8 protein-coding genes, 2 tRNA genes, 7 pseudogenes and 1 other annotated feature are annotated in these 16876 nt (G+C 66.0%); of the genes and pseudogenes, 7 read left to right on the forward strand and 10 right to left on the reverse strand.

All coding sequences use genetic code 11. The features are described from left to right. Positions 1 to 1090 (reverse strand): annotated as a pseudogene (locus VOI27_RS00005) (IS3 family transposase); the annotation flags it as partial. Continuing rightward, positions 693 to 809: a sequence feature (AL1L pseudoknot), on the reverse strand. Its footprint overlaps the pseudogene before it by 117 nt. Before the next feature lie 326 nt (positions 1091 to 1416). Further along, positions 1417 to 2458 (reverse strand): annotated as a pseudogene (locus tag VOI27_RS00010) (IS110 family transposase). A gap of 110 nt (positions 2459 to 2568) precedes the next feature. Here VOI27_RS00010 and VOI27_RS00015 point away from each other — a divergent pair. The 5 pseudogenes from VOI27_RS00015 to VOI27_RS00040 all read left to right on the forward strand — a co-directional run. Further along, positions 2569 to 2714 (forward strand): annotated as a pseudogene (locus VOI27_RS00015) (transposase); the annotation flags it as partial. 155 nt (positions 2715 to 2869) lie between these two features. Then, positions 2870 to 3106: pseudogene (locus VOI27_RS00020) on the forward strand (transposase); the annotation flags it as partial. Positions 3107 to 3207: 101 nt separating this feature from the next. Continuing rightward, positions 3208 to 4237, forward strand: a pseudogene (locus VOI27_RS00025) (IS110 family transposase). A 305-nt stretch (positions 4238 to 4542) separates the two neighbouring features. After that, a pseudogene (locus VOI27_RS00030) lies at positions 4543 to 4985 on the forward strand (IS3 family transposase); the annotation flags it as partial. Positions 4986 to 5472: 487 nt separating this feature from the next. Then, positions 5473 to 5640 (forward strand): annotated as a pseudogene (locus VOI27_RS00040) (integrase core domain-containing protein); the annotation flags it as partial. A 793-nt stretch (positions 5641 to 6433) separates the two neighbouring features. Here VOI27_RS00040 and VOI27_RS00045 read toward each other — a convergent pair. Continuing rightward, positions 6434 to 6508: transfer RNA gene (locus tag VOI27_RS00045), tRNA-Gln, on the reverse strand. 174 nt (positions 6509 to 6682) lie between these two features. Between VOI27_RS00045 and VOI27_RS00050 the strand changes: the two genes are divergently transcribed. Beyond that, positions 6683 to 6759 (forward strand) — tRNA-Met (locus tag VOI27_RS00050). Between the two features lie 88 nt (positions 6760 to 6847). Here VOI27_RS00050 and VOI27_RS00055 read toward each other — a convergent pair. Next, entirely contained in the window at positions 6848 to 7597 is a 750-nt protein-coding gene (locus VOI27_RS00055; protein WP_323763231.1) for a sulfite exporter TauE/SafE family protein, read from the reverse strand. A 179-nt stretch (positions 7598 to 7776) separates the two neighbouring features. Here VOI27_RS00055 and VOI27_RS00060 point away from each other — a divergent pair, with 179 nt between their 5' ends. Continuing rightward, the gene (locus VOI27_RS00060; protein WP_323763488.1) at positions 7777 to 10308 is read left to right on the forward strand and encodes a cation:proton antiporter; all 2532 of its coding nucleotides are present in this window, start codon (positions 7777 to 7779) and stop codon (positions 10306 to 10308) included. Here the strand turns inward: VOI27_RS00060 and VOI27_RS00065 are convergent. From VOI27_RS00065 to fnrL, 6 genes are all read right to left on the reverse strand, one after another. Continuing rightward, positions 10305 to 11477: an exo-alpha-sialidase gene (locus tag VOI27_RS00065; RefSeq protein ID WP_323763232.1), complete on the reverse strand. Its 1173-nt coding sequence runs from the start codon at positions 11475 to 11477 to the stop codon at positions 10305 to 10307. The two genes, VOI27_RS00060 and VOI27_RS00065, sit on opposite strands and share 4 nt — an antisense overlap. 92 nt (positions 11478 to 11569) lie before the next feature. After that, complete coding sequence (locus VOI27_RS00070) at positions 11570 to 12565, reverse strand: aldose epimerase family protein (RefSeq protein ID WP_323763233.1); 996 nt, start codon at positions 12563 to 12565, stop codon at positions 11570 to 11572. Between the two features lie 67 nt (positions 12566 to 12632). Continuing rightward, complete coding sequence (gene hemP, locus VOI27_RS00075) at positions 12633 to 12818, reverse strand: hemin uptake protein HemP (protein WP_323763234.1); 186 nt, start codon at positions 12816 to 12818, stop codon at positions 12633 to 12635. A 201-nt stretch (positions 12819 to 13019) separates the two neighbouring features. After that, positions 13020 to 13454 (reverse strand): Cu(I)-responsive transcriptional regulator, encoded by a 435-nt coding sequence (gene cueR, locus VOI27_RS00080; protein WP_323763235.1) that lies wholly within the window; start codon positions 13452 to 13454, stop codon positions 13020 to 13022. Next, positions 13451 to 15946: a heavy metal translocating P-type ATPase gene (locus tag VOI27_RS00085; protein ID WP_323763236.1), complete on the reverse strand. Its 2496-nt coding sequence runs from the start codon at positions 15944 to 15946 to the stop codon at positions 13451 to 13453. Before VOI27_RS00085 ends, cueR begins: the two co-directional genes overlap by 4 nt. A gap of 175 nt (positions 15947 to 16121) precedes the next feature. Beyond that, positions 16122 to 16865: a transcriptional regulator FnrL gene (gene fnrL, locus VOI27_RS00090; RefSeq protein ID WP_323763237.1), complete on the reverse strand. Its 744-nt coding sequence runs from the start codon at positions 16863 to 16865 to the stop codon at positions 16122 to 16124. Positions 16866 to 16876 lie beyond the last annotated feature (11 nt).

Here is a 16876-nt window from a genome sequence, read left to right on the forward strand (position 1 = left end):
TGCCACTTTGGGCCGTCCTGGCGAGCGCATCTTGTCTCGGGTGCTTCGATCCGAAGCTCGTTTGTGTGTTGTCATCACAACCTCCAATCTGGAACCGTTGCGACGACCAGTTGAATCCGCCTTGGCTGCCGCGGTCGGAGTGGTGAACAAGCCCCATCGCCTTTGTCGGCCGCCGGTCGTGAACAGCCTGTTCCAGAGCATCGAGAACGAATCCGGCATGCGCCGAGGTGCTGACACGCCAACCAACGATCTTGCGGGCATAGGCATCAATAACGAAGGCGACATAGGCGAACCCCTTCCAGGTTGCGACGTAGGTGAAATCGTCGTCCATTGGGCTCGGACCAATGGCGCCTGCATGGACGACCCCAGAGCATGTTGGGGGCCGGGACCCGGAACTCACGGTTCACCTTATCCAGCGGGCATGGGGCCGTCTTGTCCGGGATGGTCGTCCGGTGCGGCTTGCCACGGATGACGCCCTGAATACCCATGTCCTTCATAAGCCGTGCCACCGTGCAGCGGGCGACATCGAAGCCTTCCCGGACGAGTTGCCGCCAGACCTTACGAACGCCGTAGACCCGCCAGTTCTCTTCGAAGACCCGCCGGATCTCGGGCCGCAATGCCTGGTCACGCCGGGCACGGTCCGACAACCGAGCCGGATCAGCCCGCTTCGCCAGATGATTATAATATGTGGAAGGGGCGATCGGCAGCACCGCGCAGATCGGCTCGACCCCGTGCGCATCACGATGCGCTTCAATGAAATCCACCATCACTTCGACCGGCGGACGAGCTCCGCCATCGCAAAATACGCCGAGGCTTTACGAAGTATCTCGTTGGCCTGGCGTAGCTCCCGGTTCTCCCTCTCAAGCGCCTTCATCTTCTCAGCCATGTCGCTGGGGATGCCTGCGCGCCTGCCACTGTCGACCTCGGCCTTCTTGACCCAGTCGTTCAGCGTGTTCGCCGCGCAGCCGATCTTCGCGGCAATCGACGTGATCGACTGCCAGCGAGAACCGTGCTGGCCTTCGCCGGCGAGAACCATCCGCACAGCGCGCTCGCGCACTTCAGGGGAAAACTTGTTCGTGGTCTTGCTCATGATCCTCCATCCTACTCAGGAGTTGGAGCCTCCGGCAAACCCGGTGCTTGTGTGGATGCCCCCTGTTTGGCAAGCAGAATCTTCGGTATTTCGGCGGGGTCTTCGATCGGACGTGTGTCAGGCCTCTGAGCGTGGCCTTGGATGACGCCACGGGCCGGTATGCTGTTCGGAAGGCTGGGTTCACATCGGTTCAGAGAGTTGCAAGCGCTCGAGCCCCGGGACTGAATCTCCCGCCTTGAACTTCGAAGTCCGTGTCGCCTACTCCTCGTCGATCGCTCACCCCGGCCTTGCGGCCATGCCGTGCCTACGCCCTTTCCGGGCTCGGATCACGCCATTCGATCATCCTCTTGTTTCGTCGTCATTGCCCAGATCATACGGGCCATCTTGTTCGCCAGTGCCACCGCCGCGACCATCTTGGGCTTGCGCGCCACGAGCGCGGCCAACCAACGGTTCGAGCTGCCACCCTTGCGAACCACCCAACGGATCACGCTCATCGCACCGACAATCAGCAGGCGGCGGATGTCGGTCTGACCCAACTTGCTGACCGAGCCCAGCCTGGTTTCCCCGCCGGTCGACCTCTGTCGTGGCACCAGGCCAAGCCAGGCTGCGAAGTTGCGCCCGCTTTTGAATGTGTCGAGATCCGGTGCGAAGGCAGCGACTGCGCCAGCGGTGACCGGGCCGATCCCGGGGATGGTGCAACGCCTGCGCAGTTGTGCGTCTGTCTTCGATGCCTCTTCGAGTTCGTCTGCCAGTTGTTCGATCACCTCGGTGAGCCGCGCGATTTGGTCGAGGTAAATCGCGCCCATCTCCCGGACCGGGCTTGGCAGGTCAGTGGCCTGGTCTTCCAGCACCTTCAGGCTCGCCGGCCCCTTCGGCGCCACGAGGCCAAATTCAGCCAGATGGCCTCGAAGCGCGTTGATAAGCTGCGTGCGTTGCCGGACCAAACATTGGTGCGTTCGGAAGGGTCGTTCATTGAGGCGCCATCGGTTCGAGCCCGATGGACGACGCGCGCCCTTGGGTCTCAGCGCTTTTTACTGCCACGAAGCGCATGGTCGGCCGCAAAGCCGCCTCCGCAATAGCTTCCGCATCTGCGCGGTCGTTCTTCTGGCGTTTCACAAACGGCTTCACGTAGGCCGCCGGGACGAGCCGCACCTCGTGGCCGTGCTGTTGCGCTACCCGACCCCAATGGTGCGACGTGGCACAGGCTTCCATCGTCACGATACAGGCCGGCTGCTCGGCAAGAAGCGTCGCCAGCCGTGTCCGCGACAAACTTCGGCTATATAGAACCGTCCCCTCCGGCCCCACCGCGCAAACCTGAAAGCTGGCCTTCGCCAGGTCAATCGCAAGCATGTTGATCTTCGTCGTCATCGGTGCGCCCTCCAATTGGTTCTCACATAATCATCATGGCATACGAGATGCCGCTGGGTGGGGGCATCCACCGCATCAGTTCAGTTGCCGCCAACTGCGGCAAGGTCGTTCTGGACAGCCCCCGGGACCGTAACGGCAGCTTCGACCCCGTGCTGATCGCAAGTATCAGCGCCGCTTCGCGGAGTTCGGTACCAAGATCATCTCCATGTATGCGCGCGGAATGACGACCCGAGAAATCCAAGTGCACATCGAGGAATGTCAATTGGCACGCAATCTTGACCCCCTATCGGCGTCAAAAAAATGAGCTCCTTGGAGCACGCGGGTAGCTGGTGATCTGATCCCCGGAATCTGGACCGTCTGAAGCTGAATTTTTCCGCTACGATTTTCCGGCTGGGAGAGGAGCGGAATCACATGAAGGCATCGAAGTTCTCGGACGCGCAGAAGGCGTTCATTATCAAGCAGGGTGAGGAAGGCACGCCAGTAGCTGAGATCTGCCGCGAGGCAGGCATCAGCGAAGCGACCTACTTCAATTGGAAGAAGAAGTATGCGGGCCTGTTGCCGACCGAGATGAAGCGGCTGAAGCAACTCGAGGACGAGAACAGCCGGTCGAAGAAGATCGTGGCCGATCTGACCCTCGACCGCGAGATGGCGAGCCGTTGTCCGCCATTGATGGGATGGATGGCGCCCGCTTCCGGCATCGCAATGTGCCACATTGGGTGTCGTAAGATCACCAATGACGGGAGCCGTCCATGAAAAAGATTAGCATAATCGGGGTCGACCTGACGAAGACAGTTTTCCAGTTGCACGGCGTTGACGCGGAAGGGACCGCCGTCTTGCGCAGGCAGCTCCGTCGCAATCAGATGCTGGAGTTCTTTCAGCGCCTGCCCGGCGGGTGCCTGGTCGGCATGGAGGGCGCACTACTGGGTGCGGGAACTGATGAAGCTGGGGCACGAAGTCCGGCTGATGCAGCCCAGCTATGTCAAAGGTTACGTCAAGCGCGGGAAGACCGACAAAGCTGACGCTGAAGCCATTTGCGAAGCTGTCAGCCGCCCGTCGATGCGCTTTGTCCCGGTGAAGAGCGAGGCAACACAGGCCTTGCTGATGACCCACAAGGCTCGTGAATTCCTGGTTCGCCAGCAGACGCAGGTCGTCATGCCAGAGGCATGCTTTCAGCATGACGCCATAAGGGCTCATCTTGGCGAGTTTGGCATCGTCGTGCCGCAGGGTATCCATAACATGGGCCGTTTGATTGCGGCCTGCGACAGGGCCGATCTTCCTGGACCCGCCCGCAAAGCCTTGAACCTGCTGGCGGATCAATTGGCCGATACGCAGAGAGAGATCGAGGACCTGACGACGGATGTTCGTGCCGATGCCGCCGCGAACGAAGCGGGCCGGCGGCTGCAGACAATCCCGGGGATCGGGCCGATCACGGCAAGCGCTCTGGTGGCTTCCCTGCCGGATGTGTCGGACTTCAAATCGGGCCGAGACCTGTCGGCCTGGCTGGGCCTGACGCCAAGGCCCCACTCATCCGGCGGTAAGGAGCGATTGGGGCGGATTTCGAAGATGGGGAACCGATACCTTCGGCGTCTGCTTTATCTTGGCGCGATCGCCCAGGTCAGCGCCCGCCGCAGAGCCGAACCCGGCGACGACTGGCTATGGAGTATCATCCAGCGCAAGAAACCAAAGCAGGCCGCCATCGCGCTGGCCAACCGCATGGCACGGACGGTCTATGCGCTGCTGAAGAATGGAACCGAATTCCAGGTCGCCGAAGCGGCCTGAACGAAACCGGGGATTACGCCCCGACAGAAAGGCAAGTGCATCACGCCGAAGGCGTGCCATTTCAAGAGCGCGCCTCTGGCGCGACGAAATGATGGCAAATGGCGGGCATATCGCGAAGGACACCCTGTTCGAACCGGAGCGCCGGAGAGCGCGTGCCATTGATTGGGACCCAAGCGACCGTGGACTTCATCAGGGCGCGCAGCCGCCGAGCTGCACATCAGACGCCGTATACATGGCCGCAACCGACCAGACGCCAGATTTGACCGATCCGTCCTTGCCCCTCGGGCGCCATCCATACATGGTCCGAGAGACAATGGCGAACGGACGTCATCCGGCGAATGATCTGAAGCCTGGTCGGATGCGCGAGCTGGTTCGCGGGATGTGCAGCGATTGGGCGGTCTCGATCCGGACGGCGTGTGGCGCCATCGGATTCGACCGTTCGACGTTCCACTACAAATTCCGCCGCGCCGATCAGGCTGCCTTGGAGAAGCCGATCAAGGAGATCTGCCAAACGCGTGTCCGTCACGGCTATCGCCGGGTTCACGTGCTTCTGGATCGCGAGAGCTGGGGTATCAACATCAAGAAGGTCTATCGCATTTACAGGGCGTTGGGCATGCAGCTCAGAAACAAGACGCCGAAGCAGCGGGTGAAGGCAAAGCTGCGCGATGATCGTGCCGAAGCCGTCGGGCCCAACGATGTTTGGGCGATGCCGGTCGTGGAAAGGCTACTGGCAACGGCGCGCAACGTGACCGCCTCACCCGCGGCCCAGACGCACATGCCCTTGCGCTTTTCGATCATGCGGACGAGCTTGCGGCGCCGGGCGTGGCGCAGCGCCTGGACAACCTTGAACACCACCGATTTCCTCAGCACCGTGTCGGATATGTCCAGCTTCCGCTCCGCCATGACCCGCTCCGCGAGCTCGCGGGTGGTCAGTTCAGCGTCCACTCCAAGGTGACGGACGCAGATGTCGGCGATCTCGCCCTTCCTAAAGAAGCCGTGGCTCACGATGTAACGGGCGCGCTGCCGCTCCGGGACCGCGAACAGCTCGATGGTGGCATTCACATGGGCCAGATCGTGCTTGGCATTGGCGATCTGCGCTTCGTAGGCCTTGATCTGGCCCAGAATCTCGGCCCGCTTCTCGGTCAGGGTGTGGATGATCAATGGTTCTGTCATGTACCCATTCCACCCGAGAACCCGACGCGCAGCCAGATGGCAACTTGGTGCATTTGCTACCTAAGACCGAATGTCTGAACGCCCACTGGTTTCTGACGCTTGCAGATGCGGCCGAAAAGTTGGAAACTTGGCGTAGATGCGACAACGAGGAACGGCCACACGGCGCGATCGGCAACAAAGCCCCGATCACGCTGACGAAATCGGGGGGCATCACCTGCCTGTCACCCTGATCGAAGCCGGAAAACTCTGCCTTCGGGCGGTCCAACGTTGGGGATCAGATCTATGCCAACCGGGCTCCGGTCACGGCTGGATGAAACATCAGTGGCAGGTAAGAGGGCGACGCACCCTCAGCATGTCTTTATCCGAGGCTTTCGGTTTCGGCCCCCGCTTGCCAGCTCCTCCACGCTCTTTTTTCCTCAGGTCAGTTTCTGCCAGTCAGTCATCCCATACCTCCTCCACCAACCCTTTAACCTCAGGGTGATCTGACCAGCGATGAACATCGAGGGGGCGGGAGTGTCGGGGGTTGTCAATCTGGGGCATTGGCGTTCCTTTGTAGTGGGCCTGTTACCCCATTACTTCGGCACCCTGAGGGAGTACGTAAACACCAAGTAAGCACTTATTTTCACTTATTTCTTTCAGGAAATCATACGTTCTATTATGCTATTCTTTATCCATTACCAATACCTGATTCACCATCTAGGCACCCGCAGCCAACCCTTCACCCTCGGGAATCACCTCACCATAAGTCGGGAGAACTGAGGATACTCAGGCATACACGTACCTCTCCTAGAGACCTTACCGAGGGTAAGCCTCTTCTTAGAGTGAATTCTTTCTTATCCATTACTTATACCTATTACCTAAATATCCCCCTTCCCAGCACCTGGCCAGCCCTCAGGCCCCGCCAGAGCGGAGAACCGTACCCTGAAGACACGAGAAGGGGGCCGCCCGAACGGGGGCAGAAACAGGGGCATTCCCACCGCTCAGAGGCGAAGGAGCTTATTGTGTCGTTTTCTCAGGAAGTTATGGCTGGGGTGGTAGGATTCGAACCTACGGTACACTGTACCAAAAACAGCTGCCTTACCACTTGGCTACACCCCAACGGTGCGGCTGTGATTACGCAAATCAGGGTGCAGGCGCAAGCCCCCGAAAGTGAAAAAAGTCAGCTTTTTTGCATCCTGCTGGCTGCAGAAGCGGAAGGTGAAAAATCTCCCGAAGAGCAGTGATTTTTGTCTTGACCCCGCGCGGCCGCTGTCCTAATTCCGCCGGGCTTAAGGCGGAGTAGCTCAGTTGGTTAGAGCAGCGGAATCATAATCCGCGTGTCGGGGGTTCAAGTCCCTCCTCCGCTACCATCCCCCCTTCCAAACAAGCAGCCGGCCCGAAGGGCATTGCCTGTGCGCGACGGGGCCTCCACCGGTCAGCGCGTCTCCAAAGCCTTTCTCACAGCAGGAAGAACACCACCGTCAGCACCGCGCCAATGGCGACGATCAGGGCGCGCAGCAGCTCGGTGCGCTGGATGCGGCGGGCCTGGCGGGCACCGATGTAGCCGCCGAGCGTGGTGGCCAGCGCCAGCACCAGCGCCGAGTCCCAGGCGATCAGCCCGGCGGTGGCATAGGTGGTGACCGAGACCAGCGAGAGCACGGCCGAGAGCAGGTTCTTCAAGCCGTTCATGTTGTGCAGATCTTGAAAGCCGATCAGGCTGAACGCCGCCAGCAGCATGATCCCCAGCCCACCGTTGAAATAACCGCCGTAGCCCGCCACCGCGAACAGCGCCAGCGCCGAGAGCAGCGGGCCGATCTCGGCATGGCCGCGGGCGCGCACCTGCGCCACCAGCCGCGGGCCGAGCGCAAAGAGCAGGGTCGCGGTCAGCAACAGCCACGGCACGATGCCGACAAAGGCCTCGCCCGGCGTGATCAGGAGCAGCCCGGCGCCGGCCAGTCCGCCGAGCGCCGAGACCGCGATGATCCGGCGCATCGTCAGGGTGCCTTCTGCGCGCAGGTCATGGCGATAGGCCCAGGCGCTGCCGATATAGCCGGGCAGGGCGGTCAGGGTGGCCGTGGCATTGGCCATGATCGGCGGGACGCCGAGCCAGACCAGCGCTGGAAAGCTGAGCAGCGTGCCGCCGCCGGCAATCGCATTGATCATCCCGGCCAGCAGACCCGCGACGGTGAGAACGGCAATCGACAGCATCGGCGACTCCTCGAGATGGACACCGGGGCATAAGGACGCAAAACCGCGCGGTCTGCAAACCGGTCGCCGGGTGGCCGCAGTGCCGCCCGCGCGCGCAAACCTGCCACCCTCTGCGCCATGCCGGCGCAGGGATGCAAAATCCAGGTGCGCCACCGGCTGTGTCTGCTATTTCCCGGGCCATGGATATCGTTCTGGTCACCACCATCATCGCCTCGCTTTTCCTTGTCATCGGCGCCGCCGAGCCGGTGGCGGCCCGATTGCGTCTGCCCTACAGCGTGATCCTTGCCGGGCTGGGCATCCTGATCGGCCTTGGCGCGACCTTCTTCCTGCGCACCCAGCTGACCGATGCGCTCAACCCGGTGGCCGAGGCGATCCTCGGGTTGCCCATCCGGTCGAACGTCTTTCTCTATGTCTTCCTGCCGACACTGCTGTTTCAGGCCACGCTGGGCATGAACCTGCGGCGGATGCTGGACGACTGGGTGCCGATCCTGGTGCTGGCGGTTGTGGCGGTGGTGGTGGCGACGTTGAGCGTCGGCTACGCGCTGGCCTGGGCCAGTGCGCTGCCGCTGGCGGCCTGCCTGCTGATCGGCGCCATCGTCTCGACCACCGATCCTTCGGCGGTGGTCTCGATCTTCCGCTCGATCTCGGCGCCGCGGCGGCTGGCGCGAATCATCGAGGGCGAGAGCCTGCTGAACGATGCCGCCGCCATCGCACTCTTCGGTCTGTTCATGGGCTTCGTGATGCTGGGGCTGCCCGATCCCGAGCTCGGCGATGCGCTGGCGCGCTTTCCGCTGCTGATCGCCGGCGGCGCCTTTACCGGCTGGCTCGCGGCGCGGGTGGCGGTCTGGATCATGGCGCTCTTTGGCCGACACGAGCTGGCGCAGACCTCGATCTCGGTGGCGCTGCCTTATCTCGCCTACATCATCGCCGAACAGAGCATCGGGGCCTCCGGCGTGATCGCCGTGGTGGCCGCGGGTCTGACGATGAACCTGACCGCGCCGGGCCGGCTGCCGCCGCAGGCCTGGGCCAACTTGCGAGAGCTCTGGGACGTGCTGGCGCATTGGGCCGGAGCGCTGATCTTCATCCTCGCCGCACTGCTGATCCCGCGGCTGCTCGAGGAGGTCCGGCTGGCGGATTTCCTTCTGGTCGGCGTGGTGATCCTCGCCGCCATCGCGGCGCGGGTGGTGATCCTTTTCGGGCTGCTGCCGCTGCTGACGCTGCTCAGGCTGTCGCCCGCCGTCGACCGGCCCTACCGGGTGGCGATCCTCTGGGGGGGGCTGCGCGGCGCGGTGACCCTGGCGCTGGCGCTGGCGGTGACCGAGAGCTTCCGGGTGCCGGACGGCATCCAGCGGGTGGTGGGCATTCTCGCCACCGGGTTCACCCTCTTCACCCTGATCGTGCAGGGCACCACCCTGCGCTGGGTGATCGGCCGGCTGGGGCTCGACCGGTTGTCGCCGATCGACGAGGCGCTGTCGCGGCAGGTGGTCGCCGTGGCGCTGCAGACCGTGCGAGAGGACGTGGCCAGCACCACCGAGAACTACGACCTGAGCCGCGAGACCGTGCGCTCGGAGGCCAAGCGTTTCGCCGAACGCCTGGATGCCGCGGTCAAGCTGGCCGAGGACAGTGCCGACATCCTCGACCGCGACCGCATCGCGCTCGGGCTGATCGCTCTGGCCGGCCACGAGCGCGACACCATCCTCGCCCGGGTGCGCGAGCGGACGATCTCGGCGCGGATGGCCGAACAGGTGCTCTCGGATGCAGACCGGCTGATCGAGGGCGCGCGCACCCAGGGCCGCAGCGGCTACCAGCGCGCCGCCCGGCGCAGTGTCGCCTATGGCCGCGGCTTCCGGACCGCGGTGCAGCTGCACCGCCGGCTGCGACTCTCCGGCCCGCTGGCCCGGCTCACCGCCGACCGGTTCGAGCTCTTGCTGTCGCAACGGCTGATCCTGCGCGATCTCGGCGCCTTCATCGACGGCCGCATCCGCCGCATTCACGGCCGCCGGGTGGCGGAGCTGCTGCACGAGCTGCTGTCGCGGCGGATCGAGGCGGTGGAGACCGCGCTCGAGGGGATGCGGCTGCAATACCCCGGCTATGCCGAAGAGCTGGAGCGCCGCTTCATCCGCCGCACTGCGCTGCGGATGGAGGAGCGCGAATACATGATGATGCGCGAGGACGGGCTCATCGGCGCCGAGGTTCTGACCGCGCTGATGGCGGATCTCGACGCCCGCCGCGCCGCCGCCGAAACCCGCCCGCGGCTCGATATCGCGCTGCAGCGCACCACGCTGGTGCGCCAGTTCCCGCTGTTCGAAGAGTTCGACGAACGCGCCGTCAAGCGCCTCGGCCGGGTGCTCGAGACGCGCTATGTCAATGCCGGCGAGACGGTGATCCGCCGCGACAGCGCCGCCCGGCGGGTGTTTTTCATCGCCTCTGGCGCGGTCGAGCTGAAGAGCGCCGGCCAGACCTGGCGGCTGGGCCGCGGCGAGATGTTCGGGCAGATGGCGATCCTGATGAAACGCTCGCCCCGCGCCGAGGCCCATGCCATCGCGCCGACAACGCTGCTGGAACTCGACGAGGAGCGCTTTCGCCGCCTGTTGCGCCGCAGCGAGGCGCTGCGCGAGGCGGTCCGCGCCAGCGCCGAGAAACGTGGCATCGACCCTTCGGTGCTGCTGCCCGACAGCGCCGAGACCGCCGCGACTGGCGAGAGCGTCTAGCGTCGGCCGCGGTCCAGCACCTCGACGCAGAGCACCGTCGGCAGGTGGCGGGCGATCTCGTCCCAGCGCTCGCCTTCATCGCGGCTGGCAAAGACCGAGCCGGAGTTGGTGCCGAAATAGACCCCGGCCGGTTGCACGCGGTCGGTGGCCATCGACTGGCGCAGCACGGTGAAAAAGCAGGCCTCAGCCGGCAGACCGGCCTGTTTCTTCTGCCAGCTCTCGCCGCCATCGGTGGATTTCCACACCGCCGCCGAGGCCTCTGGCGGATAGCGCCCCTGGCTGTCGCCGTTGAGCGGCAGCACCCAGACCGTGCGGCTGTCGGACGGGTGCACGGCGATCGGAAAGCCGAAGGTCGACGGCAACCCGGCGCTGATCTCGTGCCAGCTGCGGCCGCCGTCTTCGGAGCGGAAAGTGCCGTGATGGTTCTGCTGGTAGAGCAGGTCGCTGCCGCCGGGCTGATCGGCGCGCACCATGTTGTGCACGCAAAGCCCGGTCTCGTCGCCAGACCCCGCGGCCGGATGGTCGGATTGCGGCGCCGGCCCGTCGAGATTGCTGCGCCGGTTGCGCCGCTCCCAACTGGCGCCGCCATCCTCGCTGGCAAAGACTCCGGCGGCCGAAATGCCAAGCCAGAGCTTGGCCGGATCGGCAGGATCGGTGAGGATGGTGTGCAGCGTCAGCCCCGCCGCGCCGGGCTGCCAGCCCTCGGCCGAGGGGTGATCGTTGAGCGCCGGCAGCTTCTGCCAGCTGGTGCCGCCGTCGTCGCTGGCAAAGAGCGTGGCGGGCTTGGCCCCGGCATAGAGCCGGCCGTGGGCGTGACGGACCGACCAGAGCGCCTCGATCTCGCCGGTGAAGGGCGCCGGCGGGCTGGGCTCCATGCCGAAGGTGCGGGCCATCTCGGGGTCGTTGGCCAGCCATTGATCCATCTCGCCATTGGCCAGTTTCGACAGCTGCCAGTCGCCGCCGTGATCGTCGGAGCGCCAGACCCCGGCGCCGAACCAGGCGTTGCCGCCGGCGGCCCAGATCACGCCGCTGTCGGGATCGGCGGCCATGTGGTTGATCGGCCAACCGTGACAGAAGGGCCCGGCGACCGACCAGTCGCGGCGATCCTCGGTGCCGTCCAGCAGGAAGGCCCCCTTGGTGGTGCCGACAAGCAGGGTGATGCGGGGCATGGGCGCTCCTCCGGGCCGATGGCTGGCTCAATTGCCTGCCCGAGGATAGCACCGGTTGACGCAGGGTCCGAAGGGTTTCTTGCGCCGGGCGCTCAGTCCGCGCGGGTAAACGACAGCCGGGTTTCGCTGCGCCAGGTCTCGCCGGGGTCAAGCCGCGCCTGTGCCGCCCAAGGCTGGTTCGGCGCGTCGGGCCAGGCCTGCGGCTCCAGCGCAAGGCCGGCATGGGCGGCGTAGGGCGCGCCGGTCAACCCGCGGCGGCCGGAGCGCCCCAGCGCCGCGCCGTCATAGACCTGCACTCCGGGTTCGGTGGTCTCGAGCGTCATCCGCAGCCCGCCGGCCTCGAGCGTGGCGGCCGGGCCCAGCGCGGTGCGGGCGCGGGCGCGGCAGAAGTTGTGATCGACCGGCGCGCTCAGCCTTCGCGGCGTGAGAAAGTCGAAGGACGTGCCGGCGACATCCTCGGGGTGGCCCAGCGGGATCTTGCGGTCGTCAACCGGCAGGTACTGCTCGGCCGTCAGCCCCAGCTTGTGCGCTGCGATGGTGTCTTCGCCGGTCAGGTTGTAATAGGCGTGGCTGGCGAGGTTGCAGTAGGTCGGCATGTCGCTGCGCCCGGTCAGCAGGATGGTCAGGGTCGAGCCGCGGGTGGCGTAGCGGCAGCGCAGGTCGATGGCGCCGGGAAAGCCCATGTGCCCGTCCGCAAGGCTGAGCCCGAGGGTCACGTGATCCTCGCCGCTGTCGAGCACCTGCCAGCTGCGCACCCCGGTGCCCTGGCTGCCGCCGTGCAGGCATTGCACGCCGGCCTCGTTGCGGTCGAGCTGATGGGTGCGGCCCTCGAGCGTGAACCGCCCGTCGGCGATGCGGTTGGCATAGCGGCCGACGATGGCACCGAGATAGCCGGGATTGTCGAAGTAATCCGTCGGATCGGCATAGCCCAGCACCACGGAATGGTAATGCCCGCCCAGCCGCAGCGACTGCAGCGCCGCGCCAAAGGTCAGGATGCGGGCCGAGAGCCCGCCAAGACCGATCTTGATGCTCTGAAACACCTTGCCGTCCGGCGCCACCCCGAGATCGGTGATGTTGCGCTTTGCCATTGCGAGAGCCCCCCGTTTGCCGCGCAGCAAAGGCGATGCGCGCGACGAGGTCAATGGCGCGCATGGCTCATTTCGTCAGGATCAGCTTGCCGGCCTTGGTGATCCGCAGGGTATAGACCTTGCCGTCCAGAACGATGCGCGCGGTGGCGTTTTCGCCCACCAGCAGGCGGGCGTCATAGATCGGTCCGGCCTCGTCCGGCACAGCGGAGGCGGCGTGGTGGCGCAGGTCGCGCGGGCGGGCGATGGCGTTCATCTCAGGCCCTCCACACGGTCGAGCAAAGCCTCGATCCGCAGATCGGCGCCAAGAAAATCGGCCCAGGGCGGGGTGGGGCGGGAAAGGTCACGCGAACACGCTGTCGCCATTGTCAGTCTCCAGAACTACAGGACAAAAACCGGGCTGTCCTCGGAGGATGGCTGGGCACTGAGGTTAAGTTGACTGATTTGCTCGGGTATGTCAAGCCGGCCGCGAGCGTGTCCCTTCGGCAGCGGGGGCCGGGGCGTCCTCCTCGGCCGAGAGCTGCTCGAGAATCGGGCAGTCGGGGCGGTCGTCTCCGGCGCAGCAATCGACCAGATGCGACAGCGTTCCGCGCATCCGGCTGAGGTCGGCGATCTTGCGGTCGATCTCTGCCAGGTGCTGGCGCGCGATGGCACGCACGTCGGCCGAGGCGCGGCCGGTGTCGGCCCAGAGCGCCAGCAACGCCCGGCAATCCTCGATCGAGAACCCCAGCGCCCTGGCGCGGCCAAGAAAGATCAGCTTGTGCACGTCACTCTCGCGGAAGGCGCGGTAGCCGTTGCTGTCGCGCAGCGGCGTGATCAGGCCGATCTCCTCGTAATAGCGGATCGTCTTGGCCGGCAGGTCCGACCGTTTGGCAACTTCGCCGATGTTCATGCCAACGCCTCCTTTGCGGGGTCTTGAGGGGTATGGGGCCGGGCGGGCGCCGGACGCGGCCGGACGGCCCAGCGCAGGCGCAGGGCGTTCGACAGCACGAAGAGGCTCGACAGCGCCATCGCCCCGGCGGCCAGCGGCGGCGAGAGCATCGGCCCGCCAAAGAGCGCCAGCCCGCCCGCTGCCACCGGGATCAGCAGCACGTTGTAGCCGAAGGCCCAGCCGAGGTTCTGGCGGATGTTGCGCAGGGTCAGCCGCGAGATCTCGAGCGCATCCGACACCGCACGCAGATCGTCCGACATCAGCACCACGTCGGCAGCCTCGATCGCCACATCGGTGCCAGAGCCGATGGCGATGCCGACATCCGCCTGCGCCAGCGCCGGAGCGTCGTTGATGCCGTCGCCGACGAAGGCCACCGGGCCTTCGAGCGCCGAGAGCGCCGCCACCTTGCCCTCGGGCAGGACACCGGCCCTGACCACGTCGATGCCCAGCTCGCGGGCGATGGCGCGGGCTGTGGGCTCGGCGTCGCCGGTAATCATCGCCACCGTCAGCCCCATGTCGCGCAGCCGGGCCAGCGCCTCGGGTGTGCCGTCCTTGACCCGGTCGGCGATGGCCAGCACGGCCTCGGCCCGACCGTCGACCGCGAGGTAGATCGCGGTTTTGCCCTCGGCGGCCAGAGCGCCGGCCTGTGCCTCCAGCGCGCTGGTGTCGATGCCCGCCTCGGTGAGGTACCGCGCCGAGCCGATGCGCACCTCCTTGCCCTCGACGGTGGCGCTCAGCCCCTTGCCGGTCTCGGTTCCGAACCCTTCGGCCGCCGGCAGGTCCAGCCCGCGCGCCTGCGCCGCGGCCACCACCGCCCGGCCCAGCGGATGCTCTGACTGCGCCTCGGCGGCGGCGGCCAGCCGCAGCAGCGCGGCCGCGTCGCCGCGGGTCACGATCCCGGTCAGCTCGGGCTGGCCGCGGGTCAGGGTGCCGGTCTTGTCGAAGGCCAGGGTGCGCACCGACTGCAGGCTCTGCAGCGCGTCACCCTTGCGGAACAGCACCCCCATCTCGGCGGCGCGGCCGGTGCCCACCATGATCGAGGTCGGCGTGGCCAGCCCCATTGCACAGGGGCAGGCGATGATCAGCACCGAGACGCCGGCGACCAGCGCATGCGCCGGCGAGGGGCCGAAGACCAGCCAGGCCAGCGCCGTCACAACCGCCACCGCGATCACCGCCGGCACGAACCAGCGGGTCACCGAATTGACCAAGTCCTGCACCGGCAGCCGGGCCGATTGCGCGGTTTCCACCATGGCGATGATCTGCGCCAGAACCGTGTCGCCGCCCACCGCCGTGGCGCGAAACACCAGCGCGCCGCTGCCGTTGACCGTGCCGCCGGTCACCGTGTCGCCGCCGGTCTTGGAGACCGGCACCGGCTCGCCCGTCACCATGCTCTCGTCGACATAGGACTGCCCCGAAATGACGCGCCCATCCACCGCGATGCGGCCGCCCGGGCGCACATGCACACGGGTGCCGCGGGTGATCTCTGACACGGGCACTTCGGTGACCGCGCCGTCGCGGTCGACGAACGCGGTGTCGGGGGCCAGCGTCATCAGCCGGCGGATCGCCGCGCCGGTGCGGCCACGGGCCCGGGCCTCGAGCATCCGGCCGAGCAGGATCAGCGTGACGATCACCGCCGCCGCCTCGAAATAAACCGCGCGCGCCTCTGGCGGCAACAGGCCTGGGGCAAGGAGCGCGAGCGCGGAGTAGAGGAAGGCCGCAGTGACGCCGAGCGCCACCAGCGCGTTCATATCGGGCGCGCGGCGGGCCAGTCCGCGGTAACCCTGCAGCAAGATCTGCCGTCCCGGCAGCGCCAGCACCAGCGCGGTGAGGGCGAATTGCAGCGACCAGCTCGCCGTTTGGCCGATGCTGGCGTTGATCGCGTGATGCAACGGTGGATAAAGATGGCCGCCCATCTCGAGCAAGAAGACCGGCAGCGTCAACCCGGCGGCCAGCCAGAGCCGCCGGCGTTCGCCCGCGGCCTCCTGCGCCCTCTGATCGGACCGGGCAGCCGGGCTGTTGCCGCGCAGACGCGCGTCTTTGCCAGCATTGCGCACCGCCGCGATCAGGGGGTCGGTGTCGCGCAGCCGGCTTTCCACAAGGCCGCTTCTGTCGGCGAGGTTGACCCGGGCCGAGACCACGCCGGGCACACCTATGAGCGCGCGCTCGACGCCGGCCACGCAGGAGGCGCAGGTCATCCCCTCGATCTCGAGCTGCAGTTTGTGGCTGCGCGGGGCATAGCCGGCGGCGTCCAGAGCCGCGAGCGCCGCGGTGACCGCCTCTGGCGAGGCGGCCTCGGCGCGGGCGCTCTGAGCGGCCAGGTTGACGCTGACCGCGTCAAGGCCGGGGACCTTGGCGAGTGCGGTCTCGATGCGCGTGGCGCAGGATCCGCAGCTCATGGTGTCGATCTCGACCGTGAAGGCCACGGGGCGCGCGGGGGGATTGGGCTGTGTCATGCCTCTCAGATAGGGCTTCCAGTCACGGGAAGGTCAAGAGGGGGGCGGGTTTTGTTGGGGGCGTTTTTTTTATGGCGAGCGGTGGGGTGGGGGGCGGGTGGCGTTTTCGGGGCTCTGCCCCGGACCCCGGAGTTTGTCTGGCAAGATGAAGCAGGGGAGGGCGCTGTCGGGAGTGTCAGGCCAGGCGGCCGTCGCTGTCCTCGCCGGCTTCGCCGAGAAGGCGGTTGAAATCGGGCACGGTGACGCCGCGCTTGCCGGAGAGCACGATCACCCCGTCGCGTTTCAGCGCCGAGACCTGCCGGCTGACCGTTTCCAGCGTCAGCCCGAGGTAATCGGCCATCGCCTCGCGGGTCAGCGGCAGCTCGAAGGAGGCGCCGTCGCCAGTGCCGGTCAACCGCAGCGCCGCATCGCGCCGGCCGAGGATCGACAGGAGCGAGGCGATCTTCTCGCGCGCGGTCTTGCGGCCCAGCACCAGCATCCATTCGCGCGCGGCATCAAGCTCGTCGAGGGTCATCTCGAGCAGCCGGTGGGCGATATGCGGAGTGCGGGTCATCAGCGTCTCGAACGGCTTCTTGCGAAAGCAGCACATTACCATGTCGGTGGTCGCCACGACATTGTAGGCCGCCGTCTCGCGCCCGGGGCGGCCGACGAAATCGCTGGGCAGCAGCAGGCCCACCATCTGGGTGCGGCCGTCCTCCATCGTCTGGGTCAGGGTGGCGATGCCGGTGACCACCGAGCCCACGAACTCCATCCGGTCGCCGGACCACACGAGGGTCTGGCCGGCCTCGTAGCTGCGGTAGTACTTGATGTCCTCGAGCAGTTGCAGCTCGTCCGTGTCGCAGCGGGCACAGACCGCGCGATGACGGATCGGGCAGTCGCCACATTGCAGCGACAGGTCGTGGGACAGGGTCTTGAGCATCTGGCTGGGTC

This window comes from Marinovum sp. (genome assembly GCF_034669705.1).
In the GTDB taxonomy this organism is placed as follows: Bacteria; Pseudomonadota; Alphaproteobacteria; order Rhodobacterales; family Rhodobacteraceae; genus Marinovum.